The organism is Bifidobacterium sp. W8114 (assembly GCF_016101165.1).
GTDB classification, from domain to species: Bacteria; Actinomycetota; Actinomycetes; order Actinomycetales; family Bifidobacteriaceae; genus Bombiscardovia; species Bombiscardovia asteroides.
In genome coordinates, this window is sequence record NZ_JACFRA010000003.1 from 63,692 (window position 1) to 87,989 (window position 24,298).

Consider the following 24,298-nt stretch of genomic DNA (forward strand, 5'->3'; position numbering starts at 1 on the left):
AAGATATGGACAAGGCCTGGAGACCACCTATGGGGTGGAATAGCTGGGACAGCTACGGGACCACCGTCACTGAGCAGGAGGTGCTGGACAACGCACAGGTCATGCGCGATAGGTTGCTTCCGGTGGGCTGGGATACGGTTGTCATAGACATCGCCTGGTACGACCCGACCGCCAGGGCCCATGGCTACAATGCCAAGGCGCCTCTGGTCCTGGACGACTACGGCCGGCAGCTGCCGGATCCGGTCCGGTTCCCATTGGCGGCCGAGGGTCAGGGGTTTGCCCCTCTGGCCGCTCGAATCCACGATCTGGGGTTGCGCTTCGGCATCCACGTCATGCGGGGTATCCCCAGGCTGGCGGTCGAGCGGAACCTGCCCGTCCTCGGCACCTCTTATACAGCCGCCCAGGTGGCTGACACCACCCACGTCTGTGCCTGGAACCCCGACAATTACGGCCTGGACCAGTCCCATCCGGGAGCCCAGGCCTGGTACGACGCCCAGGTTGACCAGTTTGCCCGTTGGGGAGTGGACTACCTGAAAGTGGACGATATGCAGGCCCCCTTCATGGACCGTGAAATCGACGCCTATGCCCGGGCCATCCGCAAGGCCGAGCAGGCCCATGGGCATTCCATGACCCTCTCTCTGTCCCCGGGCACCCGGGTGCCCACCACCCACCTTGGTTTCCTCCAGGATCATGCTCAGCTCTGGCGGATTTCGGACGATCTCTGGGATCGTTGGCAGGATCTTTATGCCCAGTTCGCCCGTCTGGCCCGCTGGGCTCCCCTGCAGCGCACAGGTCACTGGGCTGATGCGGACATGCTGCCCCTGGGGCATATCGGCCTGCGGGCCGAGCGGGGCGGGGACCGGTCCAGCCTTCTGACAGCCGACGAGCAGCGCACCATGCTGACCTTATGGGCCATGGGGCGTTCGCCGCTTATGGTGGGCGGCGACCTTCCCAGCAGCGATGAGGCCACTCTGTCGCTGCTGGACAACCCGGTCCTGCAGGAGGTTACCGCCGGCTCGGCCGACAACGGTGAGATCATCCGGGAGCCGGTCGAGGGCGGGGACGGCCAAGACAAGAAGGTCTTAGGCGAGGAGATCGTCTGGAGGGCTCTGGCCAGCGACTGGGCTGACGGAACCCCCTCGGCCCATGCCGACGGGGTCTATGCGGCTGTCTTCTGGACCGGGGATCGCCCCCGGCGGATCAGGACGGCCCTGTCCTCCCTGGTGGGACTGGATAAGGCGGACGGGACCTGGACCCCGGTCGATTTGTGGCGGGACCGAACCACCGAGCCTGCCCAGATCAGCCTGGAAGGACAGGGTGTCGATCGGGAGCTGGTGGCCCTTGTGCCCGCACACGGCGTGGTCTGGGTGGCGCTGGATCCCCGCTGAGACTGCTCAGCGCTTGGAACCCCAGATGCAGACGTTGTCGCCCAGGGCGCTGAAGGTCATGACCGTCCGGTGATCCTTGTCCCTGGGTAGCCGGGCGAAGACCCCCTGGTAGGTCACGGTCCCGTCCTCCTCCTTGAGGTCCATGGACAGCCGTCCCTGGTCGTCGACCTGCCAGTGGCCCTGTCGCGCTCCGGTCACCTGGCCGCCGGGCTCCAGTCGGATGTCCACGGCCTTGACCACGCCCCGGTATCGGGTGCTGTGAGTGTCGGTCACCTTGCGCGGCCCCTTGAAGAAGATGGTCGGATCATGCTCCACCAGCTCATAGGTGCCGGCCTCGTCCTTGGCGGGGCCGCCGGCCTTGGTGCCCAGATACTCATAGGGGGCAGCCACCAGCCACCCGTCCGCTGTGGGCATCAGCTGCCGGACCCGGATCTGATGCTCCTCCTTGCGGTCGGAGAATCTGGTGTGGTAGACCACGTAGTCCCGGCCGTCCTTGTCATGCAGGGCCGTGTTCCCGCCCTGCGAGACCTCGATGTCGCTCTTCTTGTCCCCGCTCCACTGGTAGGAACCCATCAGGCGGATGCCTGTCTTGCTGGTCCAGTTGTCGGCCTCGCCGCTGGTGGCGATGGCCGGGTTGCCCTGCTGGTCCAGGTAGGGGCCGGTAATGGAGTCCGAGCGGAACATCCGCATCTGGTAGCCGCCGGTCTGCACCAGCTTGCCATAGGAGAGGAAGAGGTACCAGTGGCCGTTGGTGTGCAGCAGCGCCGATCCTTCGCCTGAGTTGCCGAAGCCTCCGGCGAGTTTGTGCCCGTAGTAGGCGTCGGACTGGTTGGTCTGGGTGGGGTAGGTGGTGGAGTAGTCGCGCAGCCCGGTCTTGGGGTCCAGGCGGATCATCCAGATGCCGCCGAACCAGGAGCCGAAGCTCATCCACAGGCCACCCTGCCCGTCATCCTTGACACAGGCGTCAATCGCATTGATACCCGTATCCGTGTAGGACTGGTAGCGGTCCAGCTTCGGGTCAGAGCCCAGCACCTTGGGAACGTCGGTGCTCATGTAATTGGCCCGGGTGAAGCCGGAGTAGACCACTGGTCCCACATAAGTCCAATCGCCGTCCACCCGGTCGGCGGTCAGCAGGACGATGACCGAACGATGCTCTGCCCCGTTCAGGCTCAGGTACATGCACCACTTCTTCATGGTGGCGTTGTAATAGACGTCGGGCGCCCACATGTTGCCGGTCACATCCGGATTGGAGGACTGCTTGGGCCAGTCCTTCCATATCTGTGCAAAGATCTTCTTGTAATCGCGGCTCAGATTGTTGGTGAAGGGGGTCCAGTTGACCAGGTCGGTACTGCGGGCATAGGCCCGATGCGAGCCGAAGACGTAGTAGTTCTTGCCTGAGCGAACCACGGAGGGGTCGTGGACCGAGACGCGCTTGGGCTCCTGGGTGGCGGCATTTGTGCCGCTGGCCGATGGCTGCTGGTTAGAGCAGGCGCCCAGCGCTCCTGTCAGCAGCACCGCCAGACCCGCCGTCAGGGCAGTCAGGGCCTTCATGGCCCGTCCGGTGCGTTTGGGTCTTCTCATGGTTCCTCGCTTTCCGTGGAGGCAGTCCGATCGACATCGATGACGACCCGCGGCGTATGGCCGACCTTGCGGCTCGGTTCGAATGAGCGAACAACCCGGCCTCATCCATGCGGGCGTCGGGCGTCGGGGGACTGATCTCCATGTATAATTTCTATCGTTAGAAACGATAGTCGTCGGCGTTGAAGCCGGCAAGCCGGATGGAAGGAATCGTCATGGGTGAGGATGCTCTGGACGGTGGACGAGATTTCGGGGATGGGGTTGCACTCATGTGCTACACCCGGCATCCCACTGATCGGCAGGAGGCCAACAACGAGGATATCGCCCTGAGCATGCACCTGGCGCTGCGCTCGCGGGCGAATGGCCATTGGGAACCCCTGAACGGCGACTATGGCATCTTCTTCGCTGCGGCTGTACCCACCAAGGCAGTGCCGGATAGTGCCCGCGGGGCCTGCACGGCCGGGGCCGCCCTGCCAGGCGAGGAGGCACCGCAAGAGGGCGAACACAATCCTGGACTGGACGCTCACCAGGCATCGCAGGCGGCCCAGGAACTTGCGGTGGTACCAGGGCAGGATCTGATCCTTAAGAGTCTGATCGACCCGTTCCTGCTGCCTCTGAGAGACGGTACCTTCGTCATTCTGGCCACCAGGGTGGCCAGGGGCGGTCAGCAGGACGGCTCCCAGGCTGACTCCTTCCTGATGGCTCTTTCGCCGGATCTGTTGACCTATAGACGACTGCCGCAGGTCCATATCCTGGGCGCTCATGGTGTCCACCGGCCCAGGGCGCGGCTTCTGGACGATGGCCAGGGCTGCCGGCTTTACTGGGACGACGACCGCGGGCGGCTGTGCACGGCCACGGCGGATGACCCGACGCGGATGGGCACAGTGACCGGCATGAAGGTCCTGGAGGATGACGCTCCCCTGGCCCAGGGCGACCCCCTGCCCCTGGATCGGCGGCGCGCCCTGGAGGAGGACTGCGGCATGAAGGGCATTCTGGCTGGCAACGTCGTGTCGGTCAGCGCCGATTGCGAGCGTGGCCTGCTGGAACGCTTCGGCCGCATCTACAACACCGGCGTGAAGGTGGATTCGGTTCAGGTCCGTCGGGGCGACGGCCTGGAGTCGGTCCGGCAGGCCCAGGCGCGGCTCCTCTACAGCGACGGGTCCACCGCCTTGCGCGGGGTGGACTGGGACCAGGGCCAGTTGGATCGTCTGGCCGGTGACCTGGCGCAGGGTCGTCTGAATCCTGGAGCGACCAGGCTGATCGGCGGACGGGTCCGGCAGACGGCCTACCCTGTACCCTTCGCCCGGCAGCGTGCCGATCCCTCCATTTTCCGCTGGTCCTGGAGGGGCGAGCGCCTGTTCATGTTCATCGCCACCGAGGATGCGGATGGCAATTGTGTCGACCCCTTGAACGGGCACACGCACATGCCTCTGCGGGTTGCTGACACGATCGAGGGTCTGAGCGATCAGGCCGGGGGCCATGAAAAGGAAGTGGACCTGCTGCGCAGGGGCGATCGCAACAGCGAGGGCCGGGTCATGACCGGCTGCTTCTGGGCTCCGGAGATTCACCTGATTGGCGGCAGGCTCTCCATCCTCTTCATGCCTTGCTTCGATGGTCCGCAGACCAACCCGGACGGGACTGCCAACGATCGGGCTGGAAAACCGGACATGTGGACGGGCTGCTGCCACATCATGCAGTTGCGCCGCGACGACCAGGGCCGGGATCTGGACCCTCGCCGGCCTGAGAACTGGGACAGGCCCCGACCCATCCTGCGGGCTGAAGGCACCCCTCTCAACCCCATCCAGCGCATCAGCCTGGACATGACGGTCCTGCATGATACCGGCCGCTGGTATTACGCCTGGCAGCAGCTGGGTTCGGTCTGGATCGCCGCCTTCGACCCGGCCCGCCCCGACCGTCTGACCAGCACGCCGCGCCAGATCATCGTCCCCGAGTTCGCATGGGATAACATGATTGCCGAAGGGCCCAACGCCGTGGTTCATGACGGCCGGATCTTCCTGATCTATTCCGGCTCCCTGGTGGGCATCGACTACACCACTGGACTGGTAACTGCACCGGCCGGAGTCGGTGCCGATCTATGCGATCCCGGTGTGTGGAAGAAACTGGACTACCCATTGCAGAAGTCCGGGAAGTACAATGGTCACTGGCAGCTGGGCACCGGCCACGGCATGTGGTCCCAGGACGAGGACGGCACCATGATCTACGTCTTCCATAATGCCGAGCATGACCAGGACCGTTACCTCGGCCGCGACAGTCAGGTACGGCGGGTACATTGGTCTGCTGAGGGGATGCCCGTATTGGATATGCAAACGGGTGAGGAGCTCGACCCCACCCGCGCCACGGTAACCTTGGAGGTCAGGGTCTTATGAGTTTAGCCGCTTCCCCGGGCACCGGACGTGGTTCCACCCCGACCATGAAGGATGTGGCCCAGGCTGCAGGAGTGTCGGTCAAAACCGTTTCCAACGTGGTCAATGATTACGAATTCGTTTCCGAGGCCACCAGGGGCAGGGTCAATAAGGCCATAGAGGAGCTGGGCTACCGGGTCAACGTACCGGCCAGAAATCTGAGGCTGGGCTACACGGGAATGATCTCCCTGGCCATACCTGATCTGACCATGCCCTACTTCGCTCAGCTCTCTTCCCTGGTCATCGAGGAGGCCAAGAAACTGGGCATGAGGGTGCTGGTGGAGCCCACCCTCTACTCACGTGAGGGTGAAATTGAGTCCCTGCACGGCTCCCAGCGGTCCATGATCGACGGCCTCATCTACAGCCCACTGGAGCTGGGCATGGAAGACCTGGACCAGCTGCGGGTGGACTACCCCCTGGTGGTCGTGGGGGAGCGGATCTTCAGCGATCAATTTGATCATGTGGCCACGGAGAATGTGGAGGGTGCCAAGCACGCCACCGCCTATCTGATCAATACCGGCTGCCGTCGTGTGGCGGTCATCGGCACCCACCCTGGCGAAAAGCTGGGGTCGGCCGCTCTTCGCCTGGAGGGGTACAGGCAGGGTTTGGAGGAGGCAGGCCTGGACTACGATCCCCGGTTGGTAGCCCCATCGCGCATGTGGCACCGTATCGACGGGGTCAATGCCATGAACTCCCTGCTGGACCAAGGCATCGTCCCCGACGGGGTGGTGGCCCTGAATGACATGCTGGCGGCAGGGGTTCTGCATTCCATACAAATGCACGGTATGTCGGTGCCGGACGACATCTCGGTCATCGGCTTCGACAATTCGGACGATTCCCAGTATCTGTCGCCTTCGCTGACCAGCATCTCGCCCGGGCTCAAGGCCGTGGCAAGGCTCTCCGTCCGGGTCCTCAAGGACAGAATCAATGGGGTGCGTCCGCTGAACACCAAGGAAGGCCAGCACGTCTTCCGGAAGGTGTCCTCCTCGCTGGTGGTCCGTAAATCAACCCGTGCCTTGCCTGGAAACGAAATCGCCGTCTGAGTGCTGACGTTCTTTTTCGGGTTCTCTGGGTTTCTTGATTTCTAACGTTGTAATATACTGAAGAAGATTTCGAATAATTTGAGGCAGCATCGGCGGACCACGGAGGCCTGCCGGTCGGAGCGAGGTCGCTTCGATGCCGATATGGAAAGGTGTGAGCATGCGTCATCAATCGTCATCAGACGCGGGACGACGAAGCCGAGGAGGGGTTGCAGCGGCGGCCCTCGTGGGCATGGGCATGATACTGGCGGGCGGTACAGTTGCATCTCCAGCCTGGGCGGATCAGTCCCAAGCCGGCGGCGGAGCCACAGCCACGATGCCGACCAGTCAGCCGCAGCCCCTGCTTGGCTATGATTTTTCAGCTCTTGCCCCAGAAGCCAGGGAGGCAAAAAATACCGTCTCAGGCTCATCCTTTGGCCCGGCCCGCATCCTGGACGCCGATGGTCGGCCGGCCGGGGCGGTCAAGGCCGACGATGCGCTCCTGCTCGATGGATCCACCTATGTCAAGCTTCCTGATGGCATACTGAGCGGACACGCCAGCGCCACGGTGTCCATCCGCGTGCGCAACGACCGATTCAATGCCTCAGGCCCCTGGACCTATCTCTGGTCACTAGGGGGGACCGGCCAGCGGGCTGTCGGCTCCTGGACCGCCTCCACCCACACCTCCCTGTACACCTCCATCACTTCCAAGGCCAACGGCCAGGGTGAGACCTATCTGCCGGCATCCAAGGACCTGCCCGACAACCGCTTCTCCACGCTGACGGCCACCATCGATGGCAAGGACAACATGGTCCGGCTCTATATCAACGGTCTGCAGGTGGCTGAGGGCAAGGCCACGGTCAATCCAGCCGCCTTTGGCGACCACCATCACAACGTAATCGGCCAGTCCCGATACCCTGGCATAGGCGACGCGCTCTTCCATGGCGCAGTACAGTCATTCGCCGTCTACCCGCAGGCCCTGGATGCCGATCAGATCGCTGCCACGCTGCCCTCGGAGGACCTGGGCGAGCTGATTGACCAGCAGGCCACATCGCTGGCGGTCCCAGCCGCTGTGGACGGTGATTTCAACCTGCCGGTCTCAACTACTGTTGCCTCAGTGGTGTGGACCTCTTCGGCTCCCGGAACAGTCAGTGTCGATGCAGCCACCGGCATGGCCCATGTGGTCCGCGGCAAGCGGGATGTCCCCGTTACGCTGACGGCCCGGCTGCAGGCGAGCAAGGCCTCGGGGCCCTCCCTGGACGCTGAGGCCATCCAGCAGGACTATCGGCTTATTGTCAGGGGCACCTCCAAGGACGGTCAGAATGCCTACTCGCGCGTCTCCGTGCATGACCCTTCCGTGGTCAAGGCCGGTGGGCGCTACTACATCTTCGGCTCCCACCGGGCCTGGGCCCGCAGCACCGACCTCAAGCATTGGGAGCCCTTCACCAACAATCTGAGCTGGGATTACCAGCGCATTCTGGATCCCATCTGGAAGGCATGGCCCAAGCAGTCCTCCAATCCGGATGTGACCGGCAACATGTGGGCGCCCGAGGTCTACTACAACGCCACCATGAAGAAGTGGTGCATGTACCTGAGCCTGAACGGGGGAGGATTCCCCTTCCAGAAGTCGGTCATCGTCCTGCTGACCGCCGACGACATCGAGGGGGACTGGAGCCTGGTGGGCCCGGTGGTCTACTCCGGTTTCCAGAAGTCCAACGTGGCGGCGACCGACGTTCCCAAGGTGCTGGGCCCCAATGCCGATCTGTCGCGATATGCCAGCCTCACGGATACGGGTATCAATGCGATTGACGCCTGTGTCAAGGATGACGGGCAGGGGGGCCTGTGGATGAGCTTCGGCTCCTGGTTCGGCGGCATCTGGATGATCCGCCTGGATCCCAAGACCGGGCTGCGCGACTATTCCACCACCTACCCCACCCAGGCCAACCAGTCCGACGCCTACTACGGGCACAAACTCGCCGGAGGCTTCGGCAACTCAGGCGAAGGAACCGCCCTGGTCCATCAGGGCGACTGGTGGTATCTGATGCTTTCTTACGGCGGACTGGGGCAGACCGGGGGCTATCAGATGCGGGAATTCCGCTCCCGTTCCATTACCGGCCCCTACCTGGACCAGAATGGCAAGCCGGCCGTCTACGCGCGTGAAATGAATGATCTGGATGCCAACCGGGGTCTGCGGATCGACTCCTCCCTCGCCCAGCCCGGACAGGACCAGGTGCTGACCTCCCAGGGGGGCAACGCACTTTTGATTGACGAAGATCTCGTCTTCAACGTCTACCACACTCGCTTCGTGCGCGCTGAGGGCAATCTTGAAGAGCACCAGGTCCGGGTCAAGCAGATGGTGCAGACCTCTGACGGCTGGTTGGTCATGACGCCCTTCGAATACCGGGATTCGGTGGGCAGGGTCTCCTCCAGCCAGGTGGTCGGCGACTACCAGGTGGTGGTTCATGACCCTGTCCACTACTATGCGGGATCTGGCTTGTCCAGTCCGGCCATCTACCGGTCGGTGTCAGTGAGTCTGCTGACCGACGGTCGGCTGGGCGGCCAGGTGCAGGGCTCCTGGACGGCGACCGGCGGCGATCTGACCATCAAGGTGGACTCGGCGGATCCGGGCACTCTGTTGCATGGTCTCTATCGGGCCAGACTGGGCCGACAGCTTGATGAGCAAGGCCATCCGGTCGTCTTCTTCTCAGGGCTGGGCGGCGATGTCTTCACCGATGCCGGTGCCGATGTCTCCAAGACGGCAGGCGCCGCGGCCATCTGGGGTTCGCGTCCCCTGACCGATGCCAAGGTTCAGGAGGAAGTCGACAGTGGCAACGGTCATGCGACTGTTCCCGCCTCGAACTCCACTCGTGAACCCGCAGGCCGGTCCGGCAAGGAAGGCAAGGCCGGTCGCCTGCCCTCGACTGGATCGGCCCTGTCGGCTCCCGTCGCGGCCGCATCTGCGGCCCTTGTATTGGGTCTGGGAGCACTGGTCTTCACTGCAATTCGCCGAGCCCGGGGCTGAACCCGAACGGGCGCTGCCGAAGCCGCCCTCCGCCTTCGCCTTCGATCGCCCCGGCGGATGGTGAGCCGTCCAATAATATTCAACGTTGTATATTGGTCGTACAGACCAGTACCTTCGTCTTCGTGATAGGAACACATGATGAGCGCATACCACAATCCCCTGGTACTCCAGAGGGCCGATCCTTGGGTCATCAGGCACAAGGGCCTCTACTATTTCACCGCCTCCTACCCGGCCTATGACAGGATCATCCTGCGTGCCGCCGCCAGGCTGAACGACCTGCAGGCCGCACCTGAGCACACCATCTGGCGCAAGCACGAGTCCGGCCCCATGAGCAAGTACATCTGGGCACCTGAACTCCACCGGATCAACGGGGCCTGGTACATCTACTTCGCGGCAGCCGAGCAGGACTTCGGTTCTGCTGATCTGCCCACCCACCGCATGTACGTACTGGAGAATACCGGCGAAGATCCCATGGATGGCGAGTGGACCGAGAAGGGGCAGATCCACACCCCGATCGATTCCTTCTCCCTGGATGCCACTACAGCGGTGATCGGGGGCAGCCAGTACCTGATTTGGGCCCAGAAGGATCCGGCCATCGAGGGCAATTCCAATCTCTACATCGCCCGCATGGCCAACCCCTGGACCCTGGCCACCAATCCCGTCCTGCTCTCCAAGCCCGAATACGACTGGGAATGCATTGATTTCAAGGTCAACGAGGGGCCGGCTGTCCTGCTTCACCAGGGTATGGTCTACCTGACCTACTCGGCATCGGGCACCGGGGTCCCTTATGCGGTGGGCATGCTGACCGCCCGTGAGGAGGCCGACCTGCTGGATCCGGCCTCCTGGATCAAGAGTGACCATCCCGTCTTCAAAACGGCAGAGGAGAACCATCAGTACGGGCCCGGCCACAACTGCTTCACAGTCAGCGAGGACGGCAGCCAGGATCTGATTGTCTACCATGCCCGCAACTACACCCAGATCGAGGGGGACCCCCTCTTTGATCCCAACCGTCATGCCAGGGTGGGGCTGGTCACTTGGACCGACCATGGCCCGGACTTCGGGCGGCCTTTGCCTGACGATCGGTGGACCCCGACAAGTCGTCAGATCCTGCCTCCCGACGGTAGTCATTGAGCGGCATTGCCGGGCCATGCCCGACACGCTTGTACATCGTTGGAGAAGCGAGTATTATATAATTTGCAACGTTAGAAAGATGTCGGTTTACAAAGGCGTGGGCTACGTTCACGTATCTGGGAGCGTGACCAAGCGATGCAAGCCATTGGACCAGATGGGCAGGACATGGCTGTTCCGGCCGCCATCGGTTCCTTTGTAACCGTTGCTTGATGTCGAAAGGACAGAGACAATGAAGGCAATCAGAAAGGCTGCGGTAGCCGCAATCGCGCTCGCCACGCTCAGCACCGTAGGGCTCTCGGCCTGCGGTTCCGGCAGTGGAGGCAAGGATGCCAAGGGCAAGGACGGCGTCACCAACATCGTCATGTGGCACGGATTCTCCGAGGCTGATGGCAAGACTTTGAAGAAGATCGTCGAGAACTTCAACAAGTCCCAGAAGCAGTACCACATCGATGCCCAGCTTCAGCCCTGGAGCACCATCGGCGAGACCATGGTCACCAAGGTCACCTCGGGTGACGGCCCCGACTTCGTCACCACCGGTGCCGACAACGGCCAGGGCTGGTCCATCGACGGCACCTTCCAGTGCGTGCAGGACTTCTATGACGATCCCTCCAACGAGACCAAGAACTACCTGCCCAACGTCACCAAGCAGACCGAGTTCACCATTGACGGCAAGAAGCAGCAGTGCGCGGTCCCCATGGGCTACGCGCCCTCCACCGTCTGGTACAACACCGATATGTGGAAGGCCGCTGGCCTGACCGAGCAGGACTATCCCAAGACCTGGGACCAGCTCCTGGATGTGGCCAAGAAGCTGACCAAGGGTGATGGTTCCCAGTACGGCATGGCCCTGTCCGACTCCGGATGGGCGGCCTTCATGAAGGGCAACGGCACCGGTCTTTACGACACCAAGGGCAAGGTCACCATCAACTCCGAGCAGAACAAGGCCTTCCTGCAGAAGATGCGCGAGTTCTACAAGGGCGGTTACTCCAAGACCGGCATGGATGACACCGCTGCACGCGAATCCTTCGAGTCGGGCCAGTCGGCCATGGTCATCGTCGGCCCCTGGGAGGATCAGGCAGCCACCGACAAGGGCATCAAGCACGATCTGTTCCCCGTGCCCAACGGGGACGGCACCTATGTCTATCCCGATGGCAGGAAGGGCTCCAACACCGGTTCCACCGGCCTGTATTGGTGGGTCACCTCGCAGGTCAAGGACGAGGCCAAGAAGAAGGGCATCTACGCTTTCTTCAAGTACTACAACAATCATGACAACCAGGTCATGTGGTCCCTGGGCTCCGCCTATCCGCCGAACAACAAGACCGTGACCACCGAAGAGCTCTCCAAGCGCCCCCTGATCGCCAAGGTCTCCGAGAACACGGACAACTCCTACATCGGCATCGCCGGCCTCAAGGGCGGCTTCGGGGATATCTCGGCCACCCTGGATTCGGTGACTCAGAACACCGCTCGTACCAACGATGACATTTCCGCCTCGCTGTCCAAAGCCTCCAACAAGATCCAGAAGTATCTGGACGAGTACAAGGCTGAGGACTGATTGACCATCCACCCCTGAGGAACCGGTTTGGCGGCCAGTAGTGCCGCCGGCCGGTCCCCTCATGGCTGACCGTCGCCCGGGCCCGGCGTCCGGGCGGCACTTTGGAGTACTTATGTCCACTACCACTGGGATCCCACCCGCGCAGGGCGCCGACGCGGTCATCAAGGACAACAAGAAAACCCTTTCAAGGCGCAATATCCGAATCGGGCTGAGCTTCATAGCCCCGGCCCTGATCGTCCTGTCGGTCTTCGTTTTTTACCCGACCATCAAGACCTTCTTCACCTCGCTGACTACAGACCGCATCAACCGCAAGGGCATCTTCGTCGGTCTGCACAACTACGCCGAGCTTTTCACCAACGCGGACTTCTGGACCGACTTCCGCAACACGGTCGTCTACGCGGTCGTCTACGCGCCGCTGGTGGTCATCGTGGCCCTGGCCTTCGCCCTGTTGCTCAACCGCAAGGACATCAAGGGGGTCGGCTTCTTCCGCACCTGCCTGTTCATGCCCTACATCATTTCGCTGACTGTGGCGTCCATCGCCTGGAGCTTCCTCCTCTCGCCCTCCCTGGGTCTGATACCCTACTGGGGCAAGGTGCTCTTCGGCATCCAGCACATGGATCTGCTGGGAACCAAGTCCACGGCCCTGGCCACCATCATCTTCATCACCGTATGGAAGAACTTCGGCTATTTCATGGTCATCTTCCTGGCCGGTCTGCAGGGGATCAACCCGGACCTGTACGAGGCGGCCTCACTGGATGGGGCCAACGCCTGGCAGCGTTTCCTGCACATCACACTGCCCGGGTTGATGCCCACCTTCAACTATGTGGTCATCTTCGGGCTGATCGGATCCTTCCAGGTCTTCGACCAGGTCTTCATTCTGACCTCCGGAGGCCCCGACCGCGCCACGGAAACCATCGTCTACCGCATCTACACCGAGGCCTTCGGCAACGGCAAGATGGGCTACGCATCGGCCCTGTCCTATGTCCTGCTGATCATGACGCTGATCATCGGCATTATCCAGCTGGTCTGGAACAACAAGCATGAGAAGGAGGAAATCGGATGAGCCAGTCGACTCCTACCGCAATCGAGCACGATAAGTTGCTCAAGAGGGCCCATGCCCGACACATGGTGGCCAGGGTTCTGACCTACTTCCTGCTGATCCTGATGACGGTGATCATCATCTTCCCCTTGCTGATTGTGCTGATCACCTCCTTCACGCCCAACAAGCTGACCCAGACCTGGCCGCCCAAGGTGATTCCTTCCTCATTCACCCTGGACAACTACACCTCGCTCTTCCAGCGGATGCCTATCGGCAGGCAGCTGATGAACACGGTGATCTTCGCCGGGGCTGTGACGGTCTTCTCGGTCTTCTTCGACTCCCTGGCCGCCTACGGGCTCTCCAGGATCGACTTCAAGGGGCGCGGGTTCCTGCTGGGAATCCTGATCGCCACCATGATGATCCCTGGCATGGCCCTGCTGATCCCGGTTTACAAGCTGCTGGCAAGCATGGGGCTGGTCAACTCCTACTGGGGCATCATCATCCCCAGGCTGGCTGATGTGGGCGGCATCTTCCTGATGCGTCAGTTCTTCATCTCCCTGCCCAAGGATCTGGACAACGCGGCCCGCATCGACGGTGCCGGCGAGTTCCGCATCTTCTGGCAGATCATCCTGCCCAACGCCAAGTCCTCGGTGCTGGTGGTGACCATGTTCAACTTCATGGGCAACTGGAATGATCTGCTCTGGCCGTTGATCATGACCAGCCGCCCGGAGACCAGGACCATCACCGCCGGTCTGGCCATGCTGACCGGCCATGGCTCCTCGGTCACGCCTTACGGCGTGGTCATGGCGGGCGCCCTGATCTCGGCGCTGCCCCTGCTGATCATCTTCTTCTTCATTCAGAAGAGCTTCGTGCAAGGCATCGCCATGACGGGCATCAAGTGACCGACGAGGCCGTCATCATCGGCACCAGGTACAGGGTTCCTTGAGGATGGACCTCTCTGACTGGCGCCCAAGGGGCCGACGGGGGATAAGCAACCTCCGTCGGCCCCTTGTTCGTTCTGGATTTAGACTGGGCTGGTGAACGTCGCGGACGGGGAGGTCAGGTATGGATGAGCGTCAGGACGATCAATATGGGCTGAGCTCCGAGCAGGAGGATGCCCTAGGGGTTCTGGCATCGGCGGATCCCCACGCCGGACAGTCCAAATGGACCATCCTCAGGCAATTGCCGCCGGATAAGCGTTGGCCCTACTTCGCCCAGCACTTCCTTCCTGGTATTCTCGCCGCTGTTCTGGTGCTGGCCCTTGTGGTCAGCCTGGTCGTCACCAGACTGACCAGGCCGCCGGACCCGCTTATTTCAGTGCAAGGCTTCAATATGAGCGCCCATGAGGAGGGGTTCGACCGTCTCAAACAGGGATTCATGCGCGATCGGGGAATCAAGGATGGTCGGCTGGTGGACATGGAGGCGACCATGACGCTGAACGGCCAAGGCTACGACGATTCGGCCAAGGCCCTGACCCGGGTCAGCGCAGGCCAGATCAACATGGTGATCGCCCCCGTGGGCATCTTTCCGACTCTGTGCAAGCGCGGGCTGGTGGCCAAGCCCTCGCAAGGATTGAAGGGCGACGACCTGCGTCGGTTGGCTGGCCAGGGTGTTCTGGTGGATTCCAAAGGCCGACAGGTATCGAATCCGTCCCATGCCATGGGTCTGGATCTCTCCCGCTCATCGCGCTGGCGGCAGGTGCCTGGTCTGCCCGATCATGCCATCCTAGGGCTGAGCAAGGTAGCCGACACCATAACCTACGTCCGGGCCTTCGTTGACTATATGGATTTCGACTGAGTTCCCGGATCCCTTTGAAGCGTGTTTGTGGTATGAATTCCCAGGGCGGATTCCCGCCCTAGCAGGTGGTAGCCCACGATCACTGCGCGAGGGGTTCGGCCCGAATCTTCCTGTCTTTCCTGCTGACGGACATGATCCAGCATCATGAAGATGGCCATCCGCACCATCTCAGCGAAAAGTGAAATCCAAGGCCACGATGGTCAGGGTGGGGAGGGAGTGGGCTCCGGTTCAATCCCGTCTCCGCAGGCAGCCAATTCGGGTGAATCTGCTGCTACGCCACCGAGGCTTCGTCCACTGGCGTGACCTGGGCTGTGCCCTGCCAGTGGGGGCGCCGGGAGGAATGACCTCTCCGGAGCGGATTGTGGACAGACACCGGGTGCTGCGCTGCCGGACATCGGACTCCATGACATGCGGAGGCATATAGATGGGGAGGAGGATTGCCTTTACCCTCATGTGGGCAAGGCTGACTGGTATGGAGCTGTATATGCACGAACCTGCAAAGAAGCGAGTCAGCGGGTCAGAGTCCGCTTCAAAATCCGATACTCGCTCTCGGTGATGGGCATAATGGAGCCGTGGCGCTTGGTCAGCCGGCCGAAGTTCATGTCGTTGACCAAGGTCCAGTCCTGCTGCCGTCGGGATGACAAATCCGCAGAGCGGAAGGGCAGGTAGCCCCGGCCCTCGGCGAACTGGTCGCAGATCAGGCCGAAGGGCATGGTCCGACCGTCGGGTACGGCGGCATCCGTATCGTTGTAGAGGAAGAGCTCGGGTCCCTCCAGATAACGCGAGGAGTAGCGTCCTTGGCCGAAGATGTCGGTCAGATTGGATAGGTAGGACCAGGCCTGGTCGTCGTCCGTACGCACCAGCTCATGGGTTACCGCATAGGGGTTACGGGTGCGTTCCAGGGTGATCTGGTCATCCTTGGAGGCCCGGTACCACCAGCCGTCGGGCGCCTTGAGCATGGTTGTGTCGATGATTCCGTTGCTGCGGTCGATCCACTTGACTGGACGTGAGAAGGTGATCAGGTCAGCGCTGGTGGCGTAATACATGTTGATGCCGTCGCCCAGCTCGTTGACCAGGTCGGCCGCGGCCGGGTCCTCGGTGCTGTCGGCGGCAGCCGTGGCCCAGAAGACTATCCATCGCTTCCTGTCGGCATCCCAACAGGCCTCCGGCGCCCAGGCCATGCCGGCCTTGGGAATGGCCGAGGCCACATCAACCAGGCGGGGTCTACCCCAGTGGGCCAGGTCAGGCGAATCCCAGATGACCAGGCCGGTGGATCCGTTTACGGTGGCCCTGCCCTCCTGCCAGCCGCCCCTGTGGTAGACGGATAGGTCGGTGGCGATGATGTGGAAGAGGCCGTCTGGTCCACGGACGACATAGGGGTCGCGTACGCCGCCCTCGCCTTCGCTCCAGGTCAGCACCGGGTCTCCCTGGGCCCGCAGGTCATGCCAGTGCAGGCCGTCGCGGCTGAGGGCGAAGTAGAGCTGCTCGTCCGTCTCGGCCTGTTCATGGCCGGTGAAGTGGACGAAGAGGTAGGCGCTGGTAGCTTCGAACGAGGGCTGCCAATCCATAGACATAATCCACCTTTCCTGCTTGCGACAACGGTACCGCGGCGGCGGGGGACTGGCGGACGGACGGCGGATGCTTCTTCGCTCTTCCGTTCCTGCCGTTCGAGGGCCGCCATGGGTGATTTTAGCTGCCGGCGTTCCCTTTGTCGGCGCCACCCACCCGGGCGGGTCGTGGTTTGGGTCGCACGGGACTCTAGACTGTGGACCATGAGCAGGCATCATCGCGACCGCAGCTGGGCTCCCGACCCGGAGCCCCTGCCCGAAGGCATTGGAGTCATCGACGATCACACCCACATGGCCTCTGTTGTTCCTTTCGCCCAGGAGATGGACCGGCAGGCCAGGGAGCGCGGGCAGGATCCGGTCCCCGTCCGCACGGTCGACCAGCAGCTGGAAAGGGCTGGGGCCGTGGGCGTGGTCGGGACCATCGACGTGGGCTGCGAGCTGCCTAACCTGCAGACGGCTGTGGACCTGGCCCTGGCCCATCCCGGGGTGGTTCACGCAGCTCTGGCCATTCATCCCAATGAGGCCGTTCTGCATGGTCATCGAGGGGTGCCGGGACCGGACGGACTGCCACTGAAATATCAGCCCTGGCATGAGGTCCCCTTCGAGCAGGCGCTTGAGGAGGTCACCCGCCTGGCTCGCGCATATCCCGACCAGGTGGTGGCCATCGGGGAGACGGGCATGGACCTCTTCCGAACCGGTCAGGGGGCTGAAGAGATCCAGCGGCAGGCCTTCCGGGACCACATCGCCCTGGCCAAGGAACTGGATCTGCCCATGCAGATCCACGACCGCGACGCCCACCGGCAGGTCATTGAGACCCTGCTGGAGGATGGCGCTCCCGAGCGCACGATCTTCCACTCCTATTCAGGTGATGCGCAGATGGCCCAGGTGGCCGCCGAGCACGGTTGGTATCTGAGTTTTTCCGGGACGGTCTCCTACAAGGGCAACGAGGGAATCCGCCAGGCCCTGTCCGTGGTCGGCATGGACCACATCATGGTGGAGACCGATGCACCCTACCTGAGTCCTATGCCCTACCGGGGACGCACCAACTCCCCATACATGATTCCTTATACCCTCCGAGCCATGGCCGATGCCTTGGGTTGCCCCCTGGCCCAAGTGGCCAAAGCGACGGCGGCCACCACGTGCCGGGTTTATGGCTTGTGAGGGATGTCCGACGGACGCTGCCAGGCGGTATTAAGCTAATGGTGTGTCGCGGTCTGAATCGCCCCTGCCGAGTGTGGGGGGAGAGTGCTACGGTTGTCGTCGCACGTGTGCGCGAACAGCAACATACGGCACCCGGAAGTAGATGAGTGAAGGCATTGGCCGATGGAGGGCTCTATGGCGGATGAGCGGCATGAGTTGGCGGCTCAGGATGATGGCAGGGGCGCTGACGAACCACCCCGGTTATCCAGCGAAAAAGCGGCGAAGCCGACGGCGGCCTCCCGTAAGGGTCGGCTGACGAAGGAGTCGATACTTCCCCCGGAGAGCTTTACCAAGGCCCCAAAGATCTCGGCCAAATCCCGCACGCGCGAGGAGGAGAACGAGCTCAAGCGGGTCCGGCGCGAGGCCCAGCGTGCGGCCCAGCGTCGCCGCACCCCGCCAAAGGGCCCTCTGGGCCGCTGGTGGCGACGGGTGCAGTCCTCGCCTGACAGGATCAGCCTGGGCATGTGCATCGTGGCCCTGGGTGTGGTCTACGGCGACATCGGCACCTCGCCCCTGTACACCATGCAGGCCTTCGTGGCCGGGCAGGGCGGCATGGCCCGTGTGGACAGGGCTGCAGTGCTGGGTATGCTCTCCCTGGTCTTCTGGTCCATCACGCTGATCACCACGGTCAAATACGTTCTGGTGGCCATGCGCATCGACAACAAGGGCGAGGGTGGCATCTTCGCCCTGTATACCCTGGTCCGGCACTACGGCAAATGGCTGGCCATCCCTGCCATGGTCGGTGGCGCAGCCTTCCTGGCTGACTCGGTGCTGACTCCGGCGGTCTCCATATCCTCGGCAGTCGAAGGCCTGAAGACCATCCCCGTCCTGACTCCGATCTTCCGCGAAAACGGAAACCTGACCATGGTCATCACCTTAGTGATCATCCTGATTCTGTTTGCGGTCCAGTCGCGCGGAACGGAGCGGATCGGTAAGGTCTTCGGAAGCGTGGTCATGGTCTGGTTCGCATTCCTGGCCTTGATCGGCATCTACTGCATAGGCAACGACTGGTCCATCTTCGAGGCCCTGAATCCGGTCTACGGGATTCGCTTCCTCTTCAGCCCGCAGAACCCGGTGGGTCTGACCATCATGGGCACGGTCTTCCTGTCCACCACGGGAGCCGAGGCTCTCTATTCCGACATGGGTCACGTGGGTCGGGGCAACATCTATGCCACATGGCCCTTTATCAACGTCGCCCTGGTCTTCAACTACTTCGGCCAGGGGGCCTGGATCCTGCGCAACAGCGACAATAAGGCCCTGCAGGGTGTGGACGGGCTCAACCCCTTCTTCCAGATGATGCCCACCACCGTGCGTTACGTGGCTGTCCTCCTGTCGGTGACGGCCGGCGTCATCGCCTCGCAGGCCCTGATAACGGGTGCATTCACCATGGTCTCGGAGGCCACCGGCCTCAACTGGATGCCGCACCTGCAGGTGCGCTACCCGGCGCGGACCCGTGGCCAGCTCTATATCCCAACCATCAACTGGGTCCTGTGCGCGGCCACGCTGACGGTGCTGGCCATCTTCAAGGATTCCGAGCACATTTCTGCCGCCTACGGATTGGCCCTGACGGTGACCATGATCACCACCACCGTTCTGCTGGCCGACTATATCTGGCACGACGGCAAGCGGGCGCTCTCCCTGCTCTTCGCTGCTGTCTTCCTGGCCATCCAGATCCTCTTCTTCATGGCCTCCATGGCAAAGTTCATGCACGGCGGCTGGTTCACCATGCTGCTGACCGCGGCCATCCTCTACATCATGTACACCTGGGATGTGGGCACCAAGGTGGAGCGCTCACAGCGTCGGCATATGACGGCAAAGGAGTGTCTGCCCGCCCTGGAGATGCTCCACAACGACTTCCGTGTCCCCTATTACGCGGACAATCTGGTCTATCTGACCTCGGACGCGGAGATGCGGCGGCTGGACACCGATATCTTCTTCTCCATCTTCGCCAACCGGCCCAAACGTGCTCGCGCCTGGTGGGCGGTCTCGGTCCAGACCACGGATGCTCCCTACACCCGCAAGTATTCGGTGGAGAATTTCGGCACCAACTACCTCTTCCGTGTGCGCATGAGGCTGGGCTTCAAGGTTGACCAGAATGTGGCCACCTACCTGCACCAGATCATGCATGAGCTGATCGACAGCGGCGAACTGCCCAAGCAGCCATCCATCTACCCCAAGGTGGACGAGGATCCGCAGATCGGCACAGTCACCTACGTGCTGGTCCACAAGGCCCTGATGCCCGAGTCGAAGATCGATTCCCGCGGTGCCTTCTCGCTGAAGGTCAAGTACGCCATCCGCAAGGTGGCGGGCTCGCCGATCAAGTGGTTCGGTCTGGCTCCCTACAACCCCATCGTGGAGGTGCAGCCCCTGTTCGTTTCCACCAGGGCGGTTCCCAAGCTGACGCGAGTGGTTCTGCCTTCCCGCAAAATCAAGGGCGGCAAGCATCACAAGGACTGAGTGAGTGGAATCTCACCCTATGGATCCTGGCCCAAATCGGGTCCGGGCCATAGAATTGACGGCATGGAACCTGGTGCCCGGCCTTTCCGGGCTACCGTCGAAAGGTGATGTGATGACACAAGCTCAAGCCAATATCGGAGTCGTGGGTCTGGCCGCCATGGGCGCCAGCCTGTCCAGGAACCTGGCACGGCACGGCAATACCGTAGCGGTTTACAACCGTCACTATTCGCGCACCGAGACCCTGATCAATGATCATGGCCAGGAGGGGCGGTTTGTCCCGGCCAAGACGTTGCAGGAGTTCGTGGCCTCGTTGACCAAACCCCGCACCGCCATCATCATGGTCAAGGCCGGTGATCCCACCGACCAGATGATCAACGACCTGGCCGACCTGATGGAGCCGGGGGACATCATCGTCGACGCCGGCAATGCCTACTTCAAGGACACCATCCGCCGGGAGAAGGCCATCCGCGCCCGTGGATTGCACTTTGTTGGCTGCGGTGTCTCCGGCGGCGAGCAGGGCGCACTCCTGGGGCCCTCCATGATGCCCGGTGGAACCGATGAGTCCTGGAAGACCCTGGGACCCATCCTGGAGTCCATCGCCGCCAAGGTCGACGGCGAACCCTGCGTCACCCACATCGGCACAGACGGTGCGGGTCACTTCGTCAAGATGGTCCATAACGGCATCGAGTACTCCGATATGCAGGTGATCGCCGAGTCCTATGACCTGATGCGTCGCGGTCTGGGCATGGAACCCGAGGCCATCGCCCAGGTCTTCGAGGAGTGGAACAAGGGGGATCTGAACTCCTACCTGGTGCAGATCACCGCCGAGGTACTCCATCACACCGATGCCGCCACCGGCAAGCCCTTCATCGACATCGTCACCGATCAGGCCGGCATGAAGGGCACCGGTACCTGGACTGTGCAGACCGCACTGGATCTTGCCGTGCCCGTGACCGGCATTGGTGAGGCCGTCTTCGCCCGGGGACTTTCCTCTTCGTCTGAGCTGCGCAGCCAGGCTGCACAGGAGGGACTGAAGGGTCCGCAGCCCAAGGCCGTCATGGCCGATCTGGCTGCCGACCCCGAGGCCCGCAAGTCCTTCATCGAGGACATTCGCCAGGCCCTCTATGCTTCCAAGATCGTGGCCTACGCCCAGGGATTCAACGAGATGCAGGAGGGAGCCCGGGTCTATGGCTGGAAGCTGGACATGGGCGCCATCGCCCGCATCTGGCGCGGCGGCTGCATCATCCGGGCCAAGTTCCTGAACCGGATCTCTGATGCCTACGCCTCTGGCCGTGAACCGGGCTCCCTGCTCTTCGACCCCTTCTTCAAGCAGGCGGTCGAGCAGGCCCAGGATTCATGGCGGCGTGTCGTGGCCAGCGCCACCCAGGCCGGCATCCCCATCCCCGTCTTCGCCAGCTCCCTGTCCTACTACGACGGACTGCGTTCCGATCGGCTCCCCGCCGCCCTGATCCAGGGGCAGCGTGACCTCTTCGGCGCCCACACCTATGGGCGCGTGGATCAGCCGGGTGTCTTCCACACCCTCTGGGCCGAGGACAAGTCCGAGATCAAGCAGGACTGAGCTTCTCGCCGGAACCGCAAGGGTCCGCACAGCCGCTGAAACGGCTGCGCGGACCCTTTTGTCATCCTGTCAGCGGATCCTGGCTGTGGATTCCCGGACCACCAGCCGGCATGCGGCAGTCGTCCGAGTGGGAGGACGATTATCGTCCTCGCCCTGCAGACGAGCCAGGAGGGCATCCACCGCCTTGCGGGCCAGGTCCTCCTTGTCGGTGCTGATGGTGGTCAGCGAAGGTATATAGGACTCTCCCTCCTGGATGCCGTCGAATCCCACAACGGCCAGGTTCCGGGGAACCTCCACTCCGCATTCGTGCAGTCCTCGGATCAGGCCCAGGGCCAGGGAGTCGGTCATGCAGAAGATGCCGTCAAAGGGCAGGTCGGACGTGTCGGCCAGATGATGGCCCAGGTCGCGGGCCATTTCCCCGTCCCAGCGGTCCAGGGACAGGAAGTCCTTAGGTTGGGCCTCGATTCCGGCGGCCTTCAGGGTCTTCAGGCAGCCTGCCACCCTACGGCCACGGACCGAGTGCAGTTGGACCGGATTGGTGCTGGCCGCCATGTCGGCACCCACCACGCCTATTCGTCGGCATCCACAGTCCAGCAGGTGCTGCACGGCCATGGCGGCTCCCTCGAATCCGGCCGTCATGACCGAGTCGAAGACCGGCTCGGCTGAGGGGTCGTCCAGCAGGACCAGAGGCTTGCCATCGGCCAGCTCCTGCATCTCTTCATTGGTGATGCTGCCTGGGCTGAAGATGGTGCCGTCGCAGAGCTGGCTGGTCACATGCCGGAGGATGGAGACCTCGTCCTGTTTGGAGTTGGAGGTCTGCTGGATGATGGCCTGCATGCCGTGGGCATTGATCTGCCGGGAGATGGCCGCGCTCATCTGCGCGGGGTAAGGCTTGTCTAGTTCGAAGATGGCCACACCGATGATGCCGCTCTTGCCTGAGCGCAGGCTTCTGGCCGACAGGTTGGCCGAGTAGCGGAGCTTGTGGGCGGCAAGCAGGACCCTGCGCCTGGTGTCATCCGCTATGCGTCTATCGCCTCGAAGGGCATAGGAGGCAGTGGCCCGAGAGACCTGCGCCTCCTTGGCCACATCGCTCATCGTCACCATCTCGCACCTTTCACGGGGTTCAGCCATCATCTTAGGCACACAGGGGTCTTGTCGGCATATAATTGACACGATTCAACCAACGTGCTATACCATATTGTGACAGCAGTTGAATCGTGTCAATTCCCGGGTCTCGACGTTGAACAGCCCGGACGGATGTTCAGAGGATTGATTGCAAGGAGGAGTCATGAAGCTGAAGCGAGCATGGAAGGGCATAGCTGCGGCGTTGGGGGTCGGCGTGTTGGTGTCGGCCATGGGTGCCTGCGGGGCTGGTGGCGCTGACGGGTCCAAGACCACGCTGACCTTCCTGTCATGGAACAACGAACAGGTCATGAGGCCATACATCGACCAATTCGAGCAACAGAACCCGGGGATCAAGGTGGACTTCAGCTACTCGCCGCCGACCCCCGAGTACATCCAGACCCTGCAGACCCGACTGGTCGGCAACCAGGCCCCGGATGTGTTCATCATCACCTCCGAGAACAAGGCCGACCTGATCAAGAACGGCTACGTGCGGGACCTGACCAACGAGCCCTTCATGCGCAACATCTCCCAGGCCAACAAGGACTTCGTCAGTCATGAGGGCAAGGTCTACGGTATGTCCGTGTCCTCCTGGGCCTCCGGCATCGTCTACAACAAGGACCTGCTGGCCAAGGCTGGCGCCAAGGAGGTACCGGAGACCTGGGACGGGTTCCTGCAGCTGTGCAAGAAGCTCAAGGCCGCCGGGGTCACGCCCTTCCTGGAGACCATCGCCGATGGCCCCAGCAGGATTCCCGACGCCTTCATGGGCTCGCAGTTCGACAGGGACAAGGTCGACGTGACCAGCCTGATTGACCGCCGCCCTCAAAAGCCCGGCAGCGACCAGCGCGAGGCGGCTGCGGCCTGGATGAAGCTTTACGACCAGGGCCTGGTCACACGGGACACGGTCGGCATCAGCGGCGACGACATGAAGACCCAGTTCATCAACGGCCAGGTGGCCATGATCTGCACCGGCCCCTGGGATCTGCCATCCATCGGCCAGTCCGGGCTCAAGTATGGTATGGCCCCCATGCCGCTCTTGGAGAAGGGCATGGTCAACTACGCCCAGGGATCGCCATCGCCCGCCTACGCCATCTACTCCCACCTCAAGGGCGACAAGCTCAAAGCGGCCCGGAAGTTCCTGACCTTCATGGACAGTCACTGGGCCCTGCAGCGTTCGGCCGACAACGGGGATGCCATCACCGTCCAGGGGTTCAAGGCCAAGGTCAAGCCCGAGTACGAGCAGGTCTACCGGGCCAACGTGCAGCCAGGCCACTACTTCCTGCTCATGAACTTCTATGCCAAGCCGGATGTGCTGACAACCGTGCGCCAGTCCGAGACCCAGCAGCTGGTGCAGGGGTCCATCAATCTGGATCAGTGGGCCAAGGCCATCGACGACAAAATGGCCTCGGTCAAGTAGGAAGGGCTG

At 62.4% G+C, this 24,298-nt stretch carries 16 protein-coding genes; 13 read left to right on the forward strand and 3 right to left on the reverse strand.

Annotation, left to right across the window (positions count from 1 at the left end; translation table 11 throughout):
* Window positions 1–29: 29 nt before the first annotated feature.
* The gene (locus H3T89_RS04930; protein WP_198216390.1) at window positions 30–1,388 is read left to right on the forward strand and encodes a glycoside hydrolase family 27 protein; all 1,359 of its coding nucleotides are present in this window, start codon (window positions 30–32) and stop codon (window positions 1,386–1,388) included.
* Between the two features lie 6 nt (window positions 1,389–1,394).
* Here H3T89_RS04930 and H3T89_RS04935 read toward each other — a convergent pair whose 3' ends face one another.
* Window positions 1,395–2,969, reverse strand: coding sequence for a glycoside hydrolase family 43 protein (locus tag H3T89_RS04935; RefSeq protein ID WP_232348472.1), 1,575 nt, complete (start codon window positions 2,967–2,969; stop codon window positions 1,395–1,397).
* Window positions 2,970–3,181: 212 nt separating this feature from the next.
* Here H3T89_RS04935 and H3T89_RS04940 point away from each other — a divergent pair, with 212 nt between their 5' ends.
* From H3T89_RS04940 to H3T89_RS04975, 8 genes are all read left to right on the forward strand, one after another.
* Window positions 3,182–5,353, forward strand: a complete 2,172-nt coding sequence (locus H3T89_RS04940; protein ID WP_198216391.1) for a family 43 glycosylhydrolase — start codon at window positions 3,182–3,184, stop codon at window positions 5,351–5,353.
* Complete coding sequence (locus tag H3T89_RS04945) at window positions 5,350–6,432, forward strand: LacI family DNA-binding transcriptional regulator (protein ID WP_110416742.1); 1,083 nt, start codon at window positions 5,350–5,352, stop codon at window positions 6,430–6,432. The genes H3T89_RS04940 and H3T89_RS04945 overlap by 4 nt, the downstream gene beginning before the upstream one ends.
* A gap of 157 nt (window positions 6,433–6,589) precedes the next feature.
* Complete coding sequence (locus H3T89_RS04950) at window positions 6,590–9,430, forward strand: family 43 glycosylhydrolase (RefSeq protein WP_198216392.1); 2,841 nt, start codon at window positions 6,590–6,592, stop codon at window positions 9,428–9,430.
* Between the two features lie 138 nt (window positions 9,431–9,568).
* The gene (locus H3T89_RS04955) at window positions 9,569–10,561 is read left to right on the forward strand and encodes a glycoside hydrolase family 43 protein (protein WP_198216517.1); all 993 of its coding nucleotides are present in this window, start codon (window positions 9,569–9,571) and stop codon (window positions 10,559–10,561) included.
* A 229-nt stretch (window positions 10,562–10,790) separates the two neighbouring features.
* Window positions 10,791–12,110 carry an ABC transporter substrate-binding protein gene (locus H3T89_RS04960; protein WP_015021243.1) on the forward strand — a complete coding sequence of 440 codons (1,320 nt, stop codon included), beginning with the start codon at window positions 10,791–10,793 and terminating at the stop codon, window positions 12,108–12,110.
* 112 nt (window positions 12,111–12,222) lie between these two features.
* Window positions 12,223–13,173, forward strand: a complete 951-nt coding sequence (locus tag H3T89_RS04965; protein ID WP_198203579.1) for a carbohydrate ABC transporter permease — start codon at window positions 12,223–12,225, stop codon at window positions 13,171–13,173.
* A complete protein-coding gene (locus H3T89_RS04970) occupies window positions 13,170–14,051 on the forward strand; it encodes a carbohydrate ABC transporter permease (protein WP_015021245.1) in 882 nt (293 codons plus the stop codon). Before H3T89_RS04965 ends, H3T89_RS04970 begins: the two co-directional genes overlap by 4 nt.
* A gap of 163 nt (window positions 14,052–14,214) precedes the next feature.
* Window positions 14,215–14,946 carry a hypothetical protein gene (locus H3T89_RS04975; protein WP_198216393.1) on the forward strand — a complete coding sequence of 244 codons (732 nt, stop codon included), beginning with the start codon at window positions 14,215–14,217 and terminating at the stop codon, window positions 14,944–14,946.
* 509 nt (window positions 14,947–15,455) lie between these two features.
* Here the strand turns inward: H3T89_RS04975 and H3T89_RS04980 are convergent.
* The gene (locus H3T89_RS04980; protein WP_232348473.1) at window positions 15,456–16,514 is read right to left on the reverse strand and encodes a glycoside hydrolase family 43 protein; all 1,059 of its coding nucleotides are present in this window, start codon (window positions 16,512–16,514) and stop codon (window positions 15,456–15,458) included.
* Between the two features lie 204 nt (window positions 16,515–16,718).
* Here H3T89_RS04980 and H3T89_RS04985 point away from each other — a divergent pair, with 204 nt between their 5' ends.
* The 3 genes from H3T89_RS04985 to gndA all read left to right on the forward strand — a co-directional run bounded on the left by H3T89_RS04985 (window position 16,719) and on the right by gndA (window position 21,750).
* Complete coding sequence (locus H3T89_RS04985) at window positions 16,719–17,675, forward strand: TatD family hydrolase (protein WP_198216395.1); 957 nt, start codon at window positions 16,719–16,721, stop codon at window positions 17,673–17,675.
* Between the two features lie 174 nt (window positions 17,676–17,849).
* Window positions 17,850–20,171, forward strand: coding sequence for a KUP/HAK/KT family potassium transporter (locus H3T89_RS04990; RefSeq protein WP_198203583.1), 2,322 nt, complete (start codon window positions 17,850–17,852; stop codon window positions 20,169–20,171).
* A gap of 112 nt (window positions 20,172–20,283) precedes the next feature.
* Entirely contained in the window at window positions 20,284–21,750 is a 1,467-nt protein-coding gene (gene gndA, locus H3T89_RS04995) for an NADP-dependent phosphogluconate dehydrogenase (protein WP_198216396.1), read from the forward strand.
* A gap of 69 nt (window positions 21,751–21,819) precedes the next feature.
* Here the strand turns inward: gndA and H3T89_RS05000 are convergent, their stop codons facing one another.
* Window positions 21,820–22,854 carry a LacI family DNA-binding transcriptional regulator gene (locus H3T89_RS05000; protein ID WP_198216397.1) on the reverse strand — a complete coding sequence of 345 codons (1,035 nt, stop codon included), beginning with the start codon at window positions 22,852–22,854 and terminating at the stop codon, window positions 21,820–21,822.
* Between the two features lie 184 nt (window positions 22,855–23,038).
* On the opposite strand from H3T89_RS05000, the gene H3T89_RS05005 reads away from it, so the two are divergent.
* The gene (locus H3T89_RS05005; RefSeq protein WP_015021252.1) at window positions 23,039–24,289 is read left to right on the forward strand and encodes an ABC transporter substrate-binding protein; all 1,251 of its coding nucleotides are present in this window, start codon (window positions 23,039–23,041) and stop codon (window positions 24,287–24,289) included.
* The last annotated feature ends 9 nt before the right edge of the window (window positions 24,290–24,298 follow it).

Coding starts and splice junctions, on each gene's coding strand:
- H3T89_RS04930 (WP_198216390.1), top strand. CDS start 30: ATGGGGTGGAATAGCTGGGACAGCTACGGGACCACCGTCACTGAGCAG.
- H3T89_RS04935 (WP_232348472.1), bottom strand. CDS start 2,969: ATGAGAAGACCCAAACGCACCGGACGGGCCATGAAGGCCCTGACTGCC.
- H3T89_RS04940 (WP_198216391.1), top strand. CDS start 3,182: ATGGGTGAGGATGCTCTGGACGGTGGACGAGATTTCGGGGATGGGGTT.
- H3T89_RS04945 (WP_110416742.1), top strand. CDS start 5,350: ATGAGTTTAGCCGCTTCCCCGGGCACCGGACGTGGTTCCACCCCGACC.
- H3T89_RS04950 (WP_198216392.1), top strand. CDS start 6,590: ATGCGTCATCAATCGTCATCAGACGCGGGACGACGAAGCCGAGGAGGG.
- H3T89_RS04955 (WP_198216517.1), top strand. CDS start 9,569: ATGAGCGCATACCACAATCCCCTGGTACTCCAGAGGGCCGATCCTTGG.
- H3T89_RS04960 (WP_015021243.1), top strand. CDS start 10,791: ATGAAGGCAATCAGAAAGGCTGCGGTAGCCGCAATCGCGCTCGCCACG.
- H3T89_RS04965 (WP_198203579.1), top strand. CDS start 12,223: ATGTCCACTACCACTGGGATCCCACCCGCGCAGGGCGCCGACGCGGTC.
- H3T89_RS04970 (WP_015021245.1), top strand. CDS start 13,170: ATGAGCCAGTCGACTCCTACCGCAATCGAGCACGATAAGTTGCTCAAG.
- H3T89_RS04975 (WP_198216393.1), top strand. CDS start 14,215: ATGGATGAGCGTCAGGACGATCAATATGGGCTGAGCTCCGAGCAGGAG.
- H3T89_RS04980 (WP_232348473.1), bottom strand. CDS start 16,514: ATGGATTGGCAGCCCTCGTTCGAAGCTACCAGCGCCTACCTCTTCGTC.
- H3T89_RS04985 (WP_198216395.1), top strand. CDS start 16,719: ATGAGCAGGCATCATCGCGACCGCAGCTGGGCTCCCGACCCGGAGCCC.
- H3T89_RS04990 (WP_198203583.1), top strand. CDS start 17,850: ATGGCGGATGAGCGGCATGAGTTGGCGGCTCAGGATGATGGCAGGGGC.
- gndA (WP_198216396.1), top strand. CDS start 20,284: ATGACACAAGCTCAAGCCAATATCGGAGTCGTGGGTCTGGCCGCCATG.
- H3T89_RS05000 (WP_198216397.1), bottom strand. CDS start 22,854: ATGGTGACGATGAGCGATGTGGCCAAGGAGGCGCAGGTCTCTCGGGCC.
- H3T89_RS05005 (WP_015021252.1), top strand. CDS start 23,039: ATGAAGCTGAAGCGAGCATGGAAGGGCATAGCTGCGGCGTTGGGGGTC.